Genomic DNA, 14,060 nt, shown 5'->3' with positions numbered 1-14,060 from the left:
AGTTACCAGCCCTTCGCCAGGCTCGTCTGCAACCGGGCGGCGCGGGCGGCCCGGAGCTGGAAGATCGCCTTCACCAGGGCCGGCGCGGCGATGAAGATGACGATCAGCGCCTGGAGCACGGTGACCAGCTCCAACGAGATCCCCGAGTACGACTGCATCCGGTTGCCGCCGGCCTGGAGCGCGCCGAAGAGCAGCGCGGCCAGCGCGACGCCCCACGGCTTCACCCGGCCGAGCAGCGCCACCAGGATGCCGTCGAAGCCGATCTGCGCGACCACCAGCGGGGTCAGCGCGCTCGCGGTGGAGCCGAGCACCATGTTGGAGCCGCCGAGGCCGGCCAGGATCCCGGCGAAGACCATGATCAGGACGTACGTCCGGGTGACGCTGATGCCGGCGGTCCGCGCGGCGTCGGGGTTGGCGCCGACGGCGCGCAGCTCGAAGCCGAGCGTGGACCGGTTCAGCAGCCACCAGACCGCCCAGGTGGCCAGCACCGCCAGGATGATGCCGGCGTGCACCCGCAGCCCGTCGCCGAGGAGGCGGGGCAGCTGGGCCGACCCGTCCACCGGGCGGCTGATCGCGTCCGTGCGGTTCGGGTCTTGGACGCCGTTCTGCACGATGATCCAGGTCAGGAAGTACGTGGCGACGTAGTTGAGCATGATCGTGTTGATCACCTCGTGGGCGCCGGTACGCGCCTTGAGGATGCCCGGGACGAAGCCCCAGATCGCCCCGCCGAGCGCGCCGGCGAGCACCGCGACGAGCAGGTGCAGGCCGGGCGGCAGCGGCAGCAGGAAGCCGGCCAGCGCGGCCAGGATCACGCCCATGGTCGCCTGGCCCTGGGCGCCGATGTTGAACAGGCCGCCCCGGAAGGCCAGCGCCACCGACAGGCCGGTGAAGACCAGCGGCGCGGTGTAGGTGAGCGTCTCCGAGATCGGGCTCATCACCGCCTGGAAGCCGACCGCGTCCGGGTCGAAGATCGCGCCCTTGAACAGGTTGCCGTACGCCTCGCTGACCAGCGTCCAGCTCGCGTTGAGCGCGTCGGCCGGCCGGGCCGTGATGTAGCTGTAGGTGGCGAGCACGTCGGGGTCGGACACGATCATCAGGATCGCGCCGACGATCATCGCCAGCACCAGCGACAGCAGGGTCACCGTGAAGGTGTTGGCCGCCCAGAGGTTGTCCAGGAACAGCCGGCCCAGCGAGGGCTTCGCCTCCGGGGCGGGGCCCTTCGGGGCGGTGGCCGTCCCGGCGCGCTCGGTGTTGCCGAGCGCGGTCCGCGCGGCCTGCGCCTCGGTCGCCGGCTCCTTGTCCGGGGAGCCCGACGGGGGCTTCGGGTCGCTCATGCCGGCACTCCGCTTCGCTCCGTGCCGACATGAGGCACCACCGCGCTGAGCCTGATGATTCGCTCGCTTCGCTCGCTCATGCCTCGTCCTCGCTACCAGGGCCCTCGGCAGTGGGGGCCGGGTCGCCGTCGACCGTCGTCGCGCCCGCGGTCGTGCCGCCGGCGGGTGCCGCGTCGGGGGTGATGCCGGCCATCAGCAGGCCGATCTCCTCGCGGGGGGTGTCCGGGCCGACGATGCCGATGATCCGGCCGCGGTACATGACCGCGATCCGGTCGGCCAGGCCGATCACCTCGTCGAGCTCGCTGGAGACCACCATGACGGCGGTGCCGACGTCCCGCTCCCGGATGACCTGGCTGTGGATGAACTCGATCGACCCGACGTCGACGCCGCGGGTCGGCTGGGCGGCGATGAAGAGCTTCAGCGGCCGGGACAGCTCCCGGGCCACGATGACCTTCTGCTGGTTGCCGCCGGAGAGGGTGCCGACGGCCGCGTCGGCCGAGGAGGTGCGGACGTCGAACTGCGCGATCCGCTCCTTCGCCGACTTCGCGATGGCGTCCGGCTTCAGCGCCAGGCCCTTGCCGAAGGGCGGCCGGTCGTAGATGTCGAGCACCAGGTTCTCCGCGACGGAGAACTCCTTGACCAGGCCGTCGACGCTGCGGTCCTCGGGCACGTAGCCGACGCCGGCGCGGAGCACCTTCTTGGTCGACCAGCCGTTGAGCTGTTGCCCGTCGAGGGTGACCGTGCCGGCGAGCGTCGGGCGCAGCCCCATGATCGCCTCGATCAGCTCGGTCTGGCCGTTGCCCTGCACGCCCGCGATGCCGAGCACCTCGCCCGCCCGTACGGTCAGGTCCACCCCGTCGACCGCGCGGATCTGCCGGTCGTCGTCGACGACCAGGCCGGAGAGCTCCAGAACCGGCTTGCCGGGGGCGGCCGGCTCCTTCTCCACGGTGAGCCGCACGCTGCGGCCGACCATCAGCGCGGCCAGCTCGTCGCGGCTCGCCTCGGGGGAGGCGGTGCCGACGGTCTTCCCGCGCCGGATCACGGTGATCCGGTCGGCGATGGCCTTGACCTCGCCCAGCTTGTGGGTGATGAAGACGATCGACTTGCCGGCGGCCTTGAGCGACCGCATCACGGTGAGCAGTTCGTCGGTCTCCTGCGGGGTGAGCACGGCCGTCGGCTCGTCGAGGATGAGCAGGTCGACGTCGCGGGTGAGCGCCTTGACGATCTCCACCCGCTGCTGGATGCCGACCGGCAGGTCCTCGATCACCGCGTCCGGGTCGACCCGCAGGTTGTACCGCTCGGAGACCTCGGCGACCTCGCGCCGGGCCCGCCGCCGGTCCAGGAAACCGGCGATGCCGCCCCGGACCTGTTCGGCGCCGAGCATGATGTTCTCGGTCACGGTGAAGACGGGCACCAGCATGAAGTGCTGGTGCACCATGCCGATCCCGGCGGCGATCGCGTCGGACGGCCCGCGCAGCTTCAGCGGCGCGCCGTCGACCAGGATCTCGCCCTCGTCGGGCTGGTAGAGCCCGTAGAGCACGTTCATCAGGGTCGACTTGCCCGCGCCGTTCTCGCCGAGCAGGGCGTGGATCTCTCCAGGCTCCACCGTCAGATCGATGTGGTCGTTGGCGACCAGGTCACCGAACCGTTTGGTGATGCCGCGCAGTTCGAGTCTCAGCGCAACCTCCTGGAGTGCGAAGCGATGGTGCAGCGTAGCTGCCGGTGTACCGCTCGCGGCGCGGGGCCGTCGTCGGGTGGGTGCGGATCGGCCGCCCCGGCGCCGTGGGGGTTTCCCCGCGACGCCGGGGCGGCCGGATCGTCGTGCTGTACCGCCCGCCGACCTACCCGGGTGATCGTCTCACCGCGGGCGGCCGGCGGAGCCTCACTTCGGCTGGGCCGCGGAGGTGACGGTGACGGTGCCGGCGGCGATGTCCGCCTTCAGCTTGTCGATCTCGGCCTTCAGCTCGGCCGGGACCTTGCTGTCGAACTCGTGGTACGGGGCGAGCCCGACGCCGTTGTTGGACAGGTTGCCGAGGTAGCCCGGGGTGGCCGACAGCTTCTCGCCACCGGCGGCCTTGACGACGGCCTCCTTGACGGCGTCCGGGATGTTCTTCTCGACGGTGGTGATGATCGCCGCGCAGTCCTGGGTGCTCTCGCAGCCGTCGACGTCCACCCAGATGGTGTTGTACTTGCCGCCCGACGCCTTCGCCGCACCGGTGGTGCCGAGGCCGGCGCCGCCGGCGACCGGCATGACGATGTCGGCGCCTTGGGCGACCAGCGCGTCGCTGACCTTCTTGCCCTCGTCCTGCTTGACGAAGTCGTTGGTGAAGGAGCCCTTCTGGGTGGCCTTGTCCCAGCCGACGACCTTGACCGACTTGCTCTTGGTCTTGTTGTAGTGCGCGACGCCGTCGGCGTAGCCGTCCATGAAGATGGTGACCGGCGGGATCGGCAGGCCGCCGTAGGTGCCCACCGTGCCGCTCTTGGACATGCCGGCGGCCAGGTAACCGGCGAGGAAGCCGGCCTGGGCGGTGTCGAACTGCATCGGGTAGACGTTGGTCTCCGGGACCTTCGCGTCGACGATGCCGAACTGCTGGTTCGGGTTCGCCTTGGCGATCTTGGAGGTCGCGTCACCCATCAGGCCGCCGACGGCCAGGATGAAGTCGCACTTCTGGTTGACGTACTGGGTCAGGTTGACCTCGTAGTCCGCCTCGGCCTTCGACGCGACGTACTTGATGTCGATGTTGTCGTTGGCCTTCTTGGCCTCCTCCAGGCCCTTCCAGGCGGAGGTGTTGAACGACTTGTCGTCGATGCCGCCGACGTCGGTCACCATGCAGGCGCTGTACTTCTTGTCGCCACTGCCGGCGTTGTTGTTCTCCTCGGGAGCCTCGCCACACGCGGCGGCACTCAGCACGAGCCCACCCATCGCGAAGACGGAGGCAATCCGCATCCCACGCACAGAGCGCAAGACGTCTCCTTCCCATTGCACACCGCGTCCTGCACGGTGGCAGCCCTTTGAGCCGGCCTGCGCTGCGCCGCCGGCGTCCCACGTTACGGACGGGAGCGTACGCCCGCGCCCACCCACCGGCCGACAATCGTGCACGACTGTTGAGCGCCTGTTACCCCTACGTAACCCTTAGGTGGGGCAGATCACTCTCAGTGCTGGTAGGTGCGCGGCGGGGCGTCGCGGAACGTCCGGTTCTGCGCGTCGTCCCCCGCCGACGACGTTACCGCCAGAAGACGGCCACCGCCGCGTTGACCAGGGTCAACCCCACGGTTGCCAGGAAGTGCCCACGGTTGACCACGTCGCGCTTCCGGGAAAAGAACACCATGACAAAGATCAGGATGGCGAGCACCAACTTGGTAACAAGTTTCGCGGGGTCGGGCTCGTCGCCGTCCCGCAGGGGCGCGGAGAGGCCGATCCCGGTCGCCAGCATGATCACGGACCCCCAGAGCATGGCCGGGTTGATCCGCAGCTTCCCGCTGATGTACTGGACGATCGCGCCGCCGAGCAGCAGGGCGAAACCGATCAGATGGACGTAGCGAAGTATCAGTCTCAGAGCTTCCACGGGCACCATCCTCCCCCATCAACGACGGATCGTAGTAGTCGGGCGGTAGGGGTCAGGCGAGCCGCCAGGCCTGGAAGGTGGGGCCGTCGGCCGGGAGGGTGACCGCGCCGTCGGCGTCGGGGCGCAGGGCGGGGGCGCCGCCGTACAGGTTCTCGGCCGGCCCCAGCCCGCCCAGGCGCAGCGGCTGGCCGGCGGCGCGGCGGGCCAGCACCAGCACCGTGCCGGTCGGGGCCTCGCGCAGGAAGACCAGCGTGTCCGCGTCGGCGCGCAGCCAGCGCAGGCCGCCGTGGCGCAGCGCGGGCTCCGCCCGGCGCAGGGCGATCAGGGCGCGGTACGCGGCGAACGTCGAGTCGTCCCAGCTCTCCGGCCGGTGCCACGGCATCGGCGTACGCGAGCCCTCGCCGTTGGCGCCGGTCAGGCCCAGCTCGTCACCGGCGAAGACCATCGGGGTGCCGGGCATGGTGGCGAGCAGGCCGGCGGCGACCTCCTGCCGCGCGGCGTCGCCGACCACGGTGCGGATCCGCGCCGAGTCGTGCGACCCGAGCAGCTGCCACGAGTGGGTGTACGACCGCCAGGAGACCAGCGAGCGGTAGGCGTCCATGGTGGCGAGCACCGCGTCCGCGTCCCGGCGCACCACCCCGCCCGGGGTGCCCAGGAAGTTCGGCACGGGCTGGTCGCCGTGCCGCAGCCAGGACCAGACCGGGTCGGTGAAGCCGACGTAGTTCATCGTGCCGTGCCAGCCGTTCCGGTCGAGGTCGCCGGTGTGGTCGTGGCCGTGCTCGGCCATCAGCAGGGCGTCGGCCCGGGTCCGGGCGACCACCTCGCGCAGCAGCGCCGCCACCTCGTGCGTGTACGCGTCGGCGCCCCGCCGCCCGGTCATGTTCGCCACGTCCACCCGCCAGCCGTCCAGCCCGTACGGCGGGCGCAGCCAGCGGCGCAGCAGCGAGTCCCCGGCGGTGGCGAAGCGCCGGCGCAGTTCGGCGCTGCCCCAGTTCAGCTTGGGCAGCGACCTGACCCCGTTCCAGGACTCGTAGTCCCCGGTCGCCTCGTCGAAGTAGTACAGCTCCCGCTCGGGCGCGGAGGAGTCGGAGGCGGCCCTGGTGAACCACTCGTGCGCGTCGCCGGTGTGGTTGCTGGTGATGTCGCCGAGCAGCCGCCAGCCCCGGGCGCGTACGGCGTCGGCGAGGCGGGCCAGGGCGGCGTCCCCGCCGAGCAGCGGGTCGACGGTGTCGAAGCTGGCGGCGTCGTAGCGGTGGTTGGAGCGGGCCGGGAAGATCGGGGTCAGGTAGACGGTGTTCACGCCGAGGCGGTCCAGGTGGTCCAGCCGCCCGGTGACGCCGTCCAGGTCGCCGCCGTAGAACTGCCGGGGGGTCTCGGGGCCGCGCCCGATCACCGGGGTGTCCCAGTCGCACGGGATCGCCCAGTCCGGCAGCTCGCGGCCCTCGGCGGCGGCGGAGCGGGCGAACCGGTCCGGGAAGATCTGATAGATCACCGCGTCGCGGGCCCAGGCGGGCGGCGGGGCGTGGGTGACCAACTTGAAGTCGCCGTTGTCGGGCACGTCGTGGGCCACCACGCCGGCGGCGTTCAGCCAGCGGTAGCCGCGGCTGCCGGTGAGCATGAACCGGTAGTTGCTGACCGGGTTGCGGGTTTCGACGGGGACCCGCCACCAGACGTCGGCGCCGTCGGTGCGGTCGACGACCGCCTCGGTGAACCGGGGCTCGCCGTCGCCGGTGGTGCGCACGTGCACCTGCCGGACGTCAGCGCCGGCCGGCACCCGGACGAAGACGTCGACGACGTCGCCGAGGGCGGGCTCCTGCTCGGGGACGTACAGGGCGGAGCCGTCGTGGTGCGGCAACAGGGACATGGTGGCGCCTTTCGCGTCGGTCGGACGGGAGAGAAAGGGGTCTCCCGCCGCGGCCGGTTCCCCGACCGCGGCGGTCGATCCGTGACTGCTCCGGTGTACGTCGGACGCCGACGCCCTTGCCGCAGCTCTGCGGTGTCGCGGAACGGCCGGTGGACCCGGCCGGTCGCGACGGAGCGGCACCCCTCGCCTCGACCTCGGCGAGGAGCGGCCGCCACCTATCCGCTTTATCCTTTGACGGCTCCGGCGGTGAGGCCGGAGACGATGTAGCGCTGGACCATCTGGAAGACCAGCACCGTGGGGATCGCGGTGAGCAGGGTGCCCGCCGCGAAGATCCCGAAGTTGTTGTTGCGTTCGCCGGCCACCAGGCCGAACATCCCGACCGCGAGGGTCTTCGACTCGCTGTTGGTCAGGAAGACGTTCGCCATCAGGAACTCGTTGATGGTGCCGATGAAGGCGAGCAGGCCGGTCACCGCCAGGATCGGCGCCACCAGCGGCAGCATGATCCGGAAGAAGACCTGGGCGTGCGTGGCGCCGTCCATCGTGGCCGACTCGTCCAGCTCCCGGGGGAGCGTGTCGAAGAAGCCCTTCATCAGCCAGGTGTTCACGCCCAGCGCGCCGCCCAGGTAGAGCAGCAGCAGGCCCCACGGCGTGTTGAAGCCGATCGCCGGCCACAGGTCGGTGATCGTCGTGAAGATCAGGAAGATCGCCACGATCGCCAGGAACTGCGGGAACATCTGGATGAGCAGGAGCGAGAGCAGCCCGACCCGCCGACCGGCGAAGCGCATCCGGGAGAAGGCGTACGCCGCCAGCGCCGACAGGAAGACCGACGCGAACGAGGCCACCCCGGCGATGAGCAGCGAGTTGAGGAACCACCACCCGAACGCCGTACGGTCGAACAGGTTCGTGAAGTTCTCCACGGACGCCCCGGTCGGCAGCAGCTCCGTCGAGGAGAGCGTGCCGAGCGGGTTGAGCGCGGCCGAGAGCACGAACAGGATCGGGAAGAGGCTGAACGCGACGGCCAGCACGCCCACCAGGTGGCGCCAGCCGACCTGGGCGAACCACCGGTTGCGCCGCCGGCCCGCGTTGCGGTTGACGGCCGGGGCGCCGGTCGCGCCGCCCGTGGCCGGGGTGCCGTGCAGCGAGGTCACGAGTACACCTCCTCCTGCTTACGGGTGCGCCGGAAGCTCACCGCCGACACCACCGCGACGATGGTGAAGATGAAGATCGACACCGCGGCCGCCAGGCCGAACTGAGCGCCCTGCGCGCCGAAGGCCAGCCGGTACGTGTACGTGATCAGCAGGTCCGTCGCCCCCGCGGTCGGGTTGTCCGCCGGGAAGGGACCGCCCTCGGTGGTCAGGTAGATCGCGTTGAAGTTGTTGAAGTTGTACGCGAACGACGCGATCAGCAGCGGGGAGAGCGCGACCAGCAGCAGCGGCAGGGTGACCGACCGGAACGACTGCCACGGCGACGCGCCGTCGACCGACGACGCCTCGGTCAGCTCCTTCGGGATGGCCTGGAGCGCGCCCGTGGCGACCAGGAACATGTACGGGTAGCCGAGCCAGAGCTGCACCAGGATCACCGCGATCCGGGCCGACCACTCCTGGCCGAACCAGTCCACCCCGAGCCCGAACAGGTTGTTGATCAGGCCGAAGTCGGTGTTGAACATGTCCCGCCAGACCAGCAGCATCGCGAAGGACGGCATGGCGTACGGCAGGATCAGCAGGATTCGGTAGAAGTTGGTGCCCCGCATCCGGGGCGAGTGCAGGGCCAGGGCGATGAACATGCCCAGGATGAACGTGCCGCCGGTGGAGCCGATGGCGAAGGCGAAGTTCCACAGCAGCGTGCCGAAGAACGGCCCGGAGATGGCCGGGTCGGTGAGCACCCGGGAGAAGTTCTCCAGCCCGACGGTGACCTTCCAGCCCTGGGCCAGTCGCTCGCCGTCGGCGGCCACGAAGGCGCCGGTCTCCTCGTCCGCCGTCCAGGTCTTGCCGCTCTCGATGTCCTTGATGCAGTCGCAGCCGGCGTCGTACGCCCGGATGGCCTTGCCCTCGTAGGCGCGGGACAGGCCGGCGGAGCGCAGCGCGCCCCCGGACGTCGGCACGACCAGGTCGGTGATCTCCTGGCTGCGGGCGCTGGCCTGACCGAAGTTGAGCACCGTGTAGCCGTCGGCGGCGGTGACCTTGCCGCCCGGGGCCACGGTGACGTCGGCCGGGTCGAGCTGACGCAGCCCGCCGGCGTCGCCGGCCGAGACGGTGCCGGTGCCCGGGTCGCTGACCAGGAAGACGAGCGGGCCGGTCGCGGGGTCGCCCTCGGTGGCGACGGAGAGGGCGTACTCGGTGGAGCCGGGCACCTGCTTGACCGACGCGGTCTGGATGGCGACGACGGCGTCGTCCTTGGTGCCGCGGTGGCCGTCGCCGAAGTTCGTGAAGGCGGTGCTCGCCGTGTACAGCACCGGGACGATCTGGAACGCGATCAGGAAGAGCGTGCCGGGGACCAGGTACTTCGCCGGGATGTGCCGGCGGGTCAGGTAGAGGTAGAAGAGTCCGACGGTGGTGGCGGCCAGCACGGCCAGCCCGATCCACTTCTCCGCCTCGACGAGCGGGAAGGCCGCCCAGACCGCGATCCCGGCGGTCAGGCCGAGCAGGACCACCTTGACGAGCAGACCGGTCGCGGTGATCGGCGCGTGGTGCCGCGCGGTGCGGGACTTGCCCGGGAGCCCGGGGCCGACGGGCTCCCGGCCCGGGGGCTGCGTGGCAGCCCCCGGGCCGGACAGCGACGTGCTCATTACTTGATCTGGCCGGAGATGGTCTTGCCGGCTGCGGTGATCGTCTTGGCCGGGTCGGCGCCGCCGATGATGGCGGCCTCGGCCTTGCCGAACGGGTCCCAGATGGTGGCCATGGCCGGGATCGCCGGGAGCACCTGGCCGTTCTTGCCGGCCTCCTGGAACTTGGCCAGGTCCGGGTCGGTGCCCTTGACCTGGTCGAGGGCGGCGGTCAGCGCCGGCGGGCGGGGCTCGGCGTTGTAGAGCGCCACGGCCAGCTCGGGGGTGGTGACGTGGTTGGCGACGAACTCCTGGGCCAGGGCCTTGTTCTTGCCCTTGGCGGCGACGTAGAACGCCTGGACGCCCACGAACGGCTGGGCCTCCTTGCCACCGGCGAAGCCGGGGACCGGGGAGATGTCGTACTTGATGTTGGCCTTCTTGGCGTCCGCGATGGCCCACGGGCCGGAGACCAGGTAGGCGCACTTCTTGCCGGTGAACGTGGCGATCGAGTTCTCGCCGGTGATCGAGCGCTTGAGCGCGCCGTCGCCCTTCTCACCGAGCTTGGCGATCTTCTTGAACGCCTCGATCGACTCCGGCTTGCCCACGCCCAGGTCCTTCGGGTCGTAGTCGCCGTTGGCGCCCGTGCCGAAGAGGTACCCGCCACCGGAGGTGTAGAGCGGGTAGATGTGGTAGGCGTCGCCGTTCTGGCCGGACTGGAGGCAGAGGATCTCGCTGGCCTTCTTCTCGGCCTTGAGCTTCTTGCCGGCGGCGACGAGGTCCTCGATGGTCTTCGGCGCCTCGGGGGCCAGCTCGGTATTGCGGATCAGCGCCAGGTTCTCCATGGCGTAGGGCACGCCGTAGAGCTGGCCGTTGAACGTGACGGCCTTGACGGCGGTCTCGTTGAAGCCGCTCTTATGCTCGGCGGCGAGCTGCACCGGGTCGATGGCGCCGTTCTGGACGAGGTTGCCGATCCAGTCGTGCGCGCCGACCACGACGTCCGGGCCGCTGCCCTGCTGCGAGGCGGTGACGAAGTTGGTCTGGAGGTCCTTGGAGACGGCCTGGACCTCGACCGTGACGCCGTTCTCCTGACCGAACTTCTCGGCGAACGGCTTGAGGGCGGCGGTGCGCTTGTCGTCGGCCCAGATCACCAGCTTGCCGCCGGCGGCGGCCTTGGTGGATTCCTTCGCGGCCGGCTCGTCGCTGCTGTCGCTGCCGCAGCCCGACGCGGCGAGCGCCAGGCCGAGGACGGCGACCACACCCGCGGTACGGATGCGCATCGGTACTCCTGTCGTCATGGCGGCACGCCGGGGGAAGGGCGGTCCCGCCAGTGGAAGCTCTGTAAGTTTCTTGCCAACCGGCGCTCGGCGTGCTGCGCCGCTGCTCTCGCGTGTTGCGGGGACGTTAGCAAGAGGTTGCAGAGAATGGAAGGGCTTGCAGAAGTGTACGCAAGAACTTGCCAGTGAGCTAAAGTGCGCCCATGCGCGCTCGACTGTCCGACATCGCCCAACAGGCCGAAGTCAGCGAGGCCACGGTGTCGCGGGTGCTCAACGACCGCCCGGGAGTGGCCCCCGAAACCCGGCAAGCCGTACTGACCGCCCTCGATGTGCTCGGTTACGAGCGCCCGGCCCGGCTCCGCAAGCGCAGCGCCGGCCTCGTGGGTCTGGTGGTCCCCGAGCTCGACAACCCGATCTTCCCGGCCTTCGCCCAGGTGATCGAGTCGACCCTGGCGCAGAGCGGCTTCACCCCCGTGCTGTGCACCCAGACCGCCGGCGGGGTCACCGAGGACGAGTACGTCGAGATGCTGCTGGACCGGCAGGTCTCCGGAATAGTCTTCGTCTCCGGCCTGCACGCCGACACCGCCGCCAACCACGACCGCTACCGGGCCCTGATCGCCCGCCCGCTGCCCGTCGTGATGATCAACGGCTACGCGCCCGGCATCCCCGCGCCCTTCGTCTCCTGTGACGACGGCGAGGCCACCGAGCTGGCCGTGGCCCACCTGGTGGCGCTCGGGCACCGCCGCATCGGCCTGATCACCGGCCCGGACCGGTTCGTGCCGGTGCAGCGCCGGGTGGCCGGCTTCCGGGCCGCGATGGGCCGGCTGGTCGGCGTCGACGAGGCCGGCCTCGACGAACTGGCCGAGCTCTCCCTGTTCGGTGTGGAGGGTGGCGAGGCCGCCGCCGCCCGGCTGCTGGACCGCGGCGTCACCGGCATCGTCTGCGGCTCCGACCTGATGGCGCTCGGCGCGATCCGGGCCGCCCGGCAGCGCGGCATGTCGGTCCCCGGCGAGCTGTCGGTGGTCGGCTACGACGACTCCCCGCTGATGGCCTTCACCGACCCGCCGCTGACCACCATGCGGCAGCCGGTGGCCGCGATGGCCGTCGCCGCCGTCCGGGCCCTGGTCGACGAGATCAACGGGCACGCCGCCCCGCACTCGGAGTACGTGTTCCGCCCGGAACTGGTGGTGCGGGGCTCCACCGCGGTCGCCCCCACCGACGCCGCGCGGCGGGCCCCGGGCGGCGCGACCCGGCAGCGCCCGGCCCCGCCCGCCCTCGCCGTACCGGCCTGACCGCCACGGCTCCCGCCTGACCGCCCTCTCCGACCCGGCCGCAGGCCCCGGAAGGGCTCACCGGGCGTGAGCCGGCGGAGTCGTGGCGTGATCATTGCCATTTCTTGCGCAAGGAATGCTTGACTCTTGCAGTCGCGGGCGGCATTCTGCTCAGACACCGCCCCCGCACCCGCACCGCGCCGGGTGCCGCCGTCCCGCGCCACAGAACGGGGAACGCCACCGATGACCGTCAGCAACCCCACGCCGCTGACCTCCGACGACGACTGGTGGCGCTCCGCGGTCGTCTACCAGGTCTACGTACGCAGCTTCGCCGACTCCAACGGCGACGGCGTCGGCGACCTCCAGGGCATCCGTGAGCGCCTGCCGTACCTGCGCGACCTCGGGGTGGACGCGCTCTGGCTGACCCCGTTCTACACCTCGCCGATGATCGACGGCGGGTACGACGTCGCCGACTACCGCGACGTCGACCCGATGTTCGGCACCCTCACCGACTTCGACGCGATGATCACCGACGCACACGCCCTCGGCCTGCGGATCATCGTCGACCTGGTGCCCAACCACACCTCCAGCGCGCACCCGTGGTTCCAGGCGGCGCTGGCCGCCGGCCCCGGCTCCCCCGAGCGCGCGCGCTACCTCTTCGCCGAGGGCACCGGCGAGCACGGCGAGCTGCCCCCCAACGACTGGGAGAGCATCTTCGGCGGCCCCGCCTGGACGCGGATCGACGACGGCCAGTGGTACCTGCACCTGTTCGACCCGGCCCAGCCGGACCTGAACTGGCGCCACCGGGAGGTACGCACCGAGTTCGAGGGCGTCCTGCGCTTCTGGCTCGACCGGGGCGTGGACGGCTTCCGGATCGACGTGGCGCACGGCATGATCAAGGCCGAGGGGCTGCCGGACGTCGGGTTCAGCTCGATGACCACCGGTCAGCGCCAGGCGGAGCTGCTCGGCAAGGGCCGGCTCCCCTACTTCGACCAGGACGAGGTGCACGACATCTACCGCGCCTGGCGGCCGATCCTGGACAGCTACCCGGGCGGCCGGATGGCGGTCGCCGAGGCGTGGGCCGAGACCCCGCAGCGCCTCGCCCGCTACATCGGCCCGGACGAGCTGCACCAGGCGTTCAGCTTCGACTTCCTCGACGCGACCTGGTCGGCCGACTCGTTCCGCAAGGTCATCGACACCGCGCTCGCCGAGTCGACGATCGTCGGCGCGCCCACCACCTGGGTGCTGTCCAACCACGACAAGCAGCGGCACGTCACCCGCTACGGCGACGGCGCCGAGGGGCTGCGCCGGGCGCGGGCCGCCACCCTGCTGATGCTCGCCCTGCCCGGCTGCGCCTACATCTACCAGGGCGAGGAACTGGGCCTGCCGGAGGTGCTCGACCTGCCGGACGAGCTGCGCCAGGACCCGGCGTTCCTGCGCACCGGCCAGAGCCGGGACGGTTGCCGCGTACCGATCCCGTGGAGCGGCGAGCTGGCCCCGTACGGCTTCGGGCCGCAGGGCAGCGAGCTGAGCTGGCTGCCGGCCCCCGCGACCTGGCGTGGCCTCTCGGTCGCCGCCCAGGCCGGCGTGCCCGGCTCGACGCTGGAGCTCTACCGCACCGCGCTGCGGATCCGCCGGGAACACCCGGCGCTGGCCGCCGACGCGGGCGGGGTCACCTGGTTGGAGGCCGGGCCGGGCATGCTCGCCTTCAGCCGCACCGCCGGCGACACCGTGCTGACCTGCGTGGTCAACATCAGCGGTGCGCCGGCCCTGATCGACGGGTACGGCGCGCCGATCGCCGCCAGCGAGCCGCTCACCGGGCAGGGCTCCGGCCATCTGCTCGGAGTCGACGCGGCGGCCTGGTTCGAACGGCGCTGAGCGGGTAACCCGTCATCGACCTGGTCGTCCGTTGTGCCCCGCGCCGACGGGCGACTGGGCTACCGACCCCTTGTGGTGGGGGGTGAGGTGGCGCCGGCGCCACCGGAGTCCG

The 14,060-nt window shown here is 71.1% G+C and carries 10 protein-coding genes; 2 read left to right on the top strand and 8 right to left on the bottom strand.

Annotated elements, in window-relative coordinates; translation table 11 throughout:
• Positions 1–2: 2 nt before the first annotated feature.
• The 8 genes from ACLQ22_RS01425 to ACLQ22_RS01390 all read right to left on the bottom strand — a co-directional run bounded on the left by ACLQ22_RS01425 (position 3) and on the right by ACLQ22_RS01390 (position 10,802).
• Entirely contained in the window at positions 3–1,334 is a 1,332-nt protein-coding gene (locus ACLQ22_RS01425) for an ABC transporter permease (RefSeq protein WP_425690697.1), read from the bottom strand.
• 76 nt (positions 1,335–1,410) lie between these two features.
• Positions 1,411–2,952, bottom strand: coding sequence for an ABC transporter ATP-binding protein (locus tag ACLQ22_RS01420; protein WP_425691055.1), 1,542 nt, complete (start codon positions 2,950–2,952; stop codon positions 1,411–1,413).
• 264 nt (positions 2,953–3,216) lie between these two features.
• Positions 3,217–4,281: a BMP family lipoprotein gene (locus ACLQ22_RS01415; RefSeq protein ID WP_121396670.1), complete on the bottom strand. Its 1,065-nt coding sequence runs from the start codon at positions 4,279–4,281 to the stop codon at positions 3,217–3,219.
• 277 nt (positions 4,282–4,558) lie between these two features.
• Positions 4,559–4,900: a hypothetical protein gene (locus tag ACLQ22_RS01410; protein ID WP_121399067.1), complete on the bottom strand. Its 342-nt coding sequence runs from the start codon at positions 4,898–4,900 to the stop codon at positions 4,559–4,561.
• Positions 4,901–4,952: 52 nt separating this feature from the next.
• Positions 4,953–6,764, bottom strand: coding sequence for a glycoside hydrolase family 13 protein (locus ACLQ22_RS01405; RefSeq protein WP_425690696.1), 1,812 nt, complete (start codon positions 6,762–6,764; stop codon positions 4,953–4,955).
• A 224-nt stretch (positions 6,765–6,988) separates the two neighbouring features.
• Entirely contained in the window at positions 6,989–7,912 is a 924-nt protein-coding gene (locus tag ACLQ22_RS01400; protein WP_425690695.1) for a sugar ABC transporter permease, read from the bottom strand.
• The gene (locus ACLQ22_RS01395) at positions 7,909–9,549 is read right to left on the bottom strand and encodes an ABC transporter permease subunit (RefSeq protein WP_425690694.1); all 1,641 of its coding nucleotides are present in this window, start codon (positions 9,547–9,549) and stop codon (positions 7,909–7,911) included. Before ACLQ22_RS01395 ends, ACLQ22_RS01400 begins: the two co-directional genes overlap by 4 nt.
• Positions 9,549–10,802, bottom strand: a complete 1,254-nt coding sequence (locus tag ACLQ22_RS01390) for a sugar ABC transporter substrate-binding protein (RefSeq protein WP_425690693.1) — start codon at positions 10,800–10,802, stop codon at positions 9,549–9,551. The genes ACLQ22_RS01395 and ACLQ22_RS01390 overlap by 1 nt, the downstream gene beginning before the upstream one ends.
• Before the next feature lie 200 nt (positions 10,803–11,002).
• Here ACLQ22_RS01390 and ACLQ22_RS01385 point away from each other — a divergent pair, with 200 nt between their 5' ends.
• Together ACLQ22_RS01385 and ACLQ22_RS01380 are read left to right on the top strand one after the other, a co-directional pair.
• Entirely contained in the window at positions 11,003–12,091 is a 1,089-nt protein-coding gene (locus ACLQ22_RS01385) for a LacI family DNA-binding transcriptional regulator (protein ID WP_425690692.1), read from the top strand.
• Positions 12,092–12,313: 222 nt separating this feature from the next.
• Entirely contained in the window at positions 12,314–13,948 is a 1,635-nt protein-coding gene (locus ACLQ22_RS01380; RefSeq protein ID WP_425690691.1) for a glycoside hydrolase family 13 protein, read from the top strand.
• The last annotated feature ends 112 nt before the right edge of the window (positions 13,949–14,060 follow it).

This window comes from Micromonospora sp. DT178 (assembly GCF_049841695.1).
In the GTDB taxonomy this organism is placed as follows: Bacteria; Actinomycetota; Actinomycetes; order Mycobacteriales; family Micromonosporaceae; genus Micromonospora.
Note: the sequence above shows the minus strand (reverse complement) of the source record. Positions and strands in the feature narration are given on the sequence as shown.

Excerpts from the sequence above, each read along its gene's own strand:
- ACLQ22_RS01390 (WP_425690693.1), bottom strand. The coding sequence starts at position 10,802 with ATGCGCATCCGTACCGCGGGTGTGGTCGCCGTCCTCGGCCTGGCGCTC.
- ACLQ22_RS01385 (WP_425690692.1), top strand. The coding sequence starts at position 11,003 with ATGCGCGCTCGACTGTCCGACATCGCCCAACAGGCCGAAGTCAGCGAG.
- ACLQ22_RS01395 (WP_425690694.1), bottom strand. The coding sequence starts at position 9,549 with ATGAGCACGTCGCTGTCCGGCCCGGGGGCTGCCACGCAGCCCCCGGGC.
- ACLQ22_RS01415 (WP_121396670.1), bottom strand. The coding sequence starts at position 4,281 with ATGCGGATTGCCTCCGTCTTCGCGATGGGTGGGCTCGTGCTGAGTGCC.
- ACLQ22_RS01425 (WP_425690697.1), bottom strand. The coding sequence starts at position 1,334 with ATGAGCGACCCGAAGCCCCCGTCGGGCTCCCCGGACAAGGAGCCGGCG.
- ACLQ22_RS01405 (WP_425690696.1), bottom strand. The coding sequence starts at position 6,764 with ATGTCCCTGTTGCCGCACCACGACGGCTCCGCCCTGTACGTCCCCGAG.
- ACLQ22_RS01380 (WP_425690691.1), top strand. The coding sequence starts at position 12,314 with ATGACCGTCAGCAACCCCACGCCGCTGACCTCCGACGACGACTGGTGG.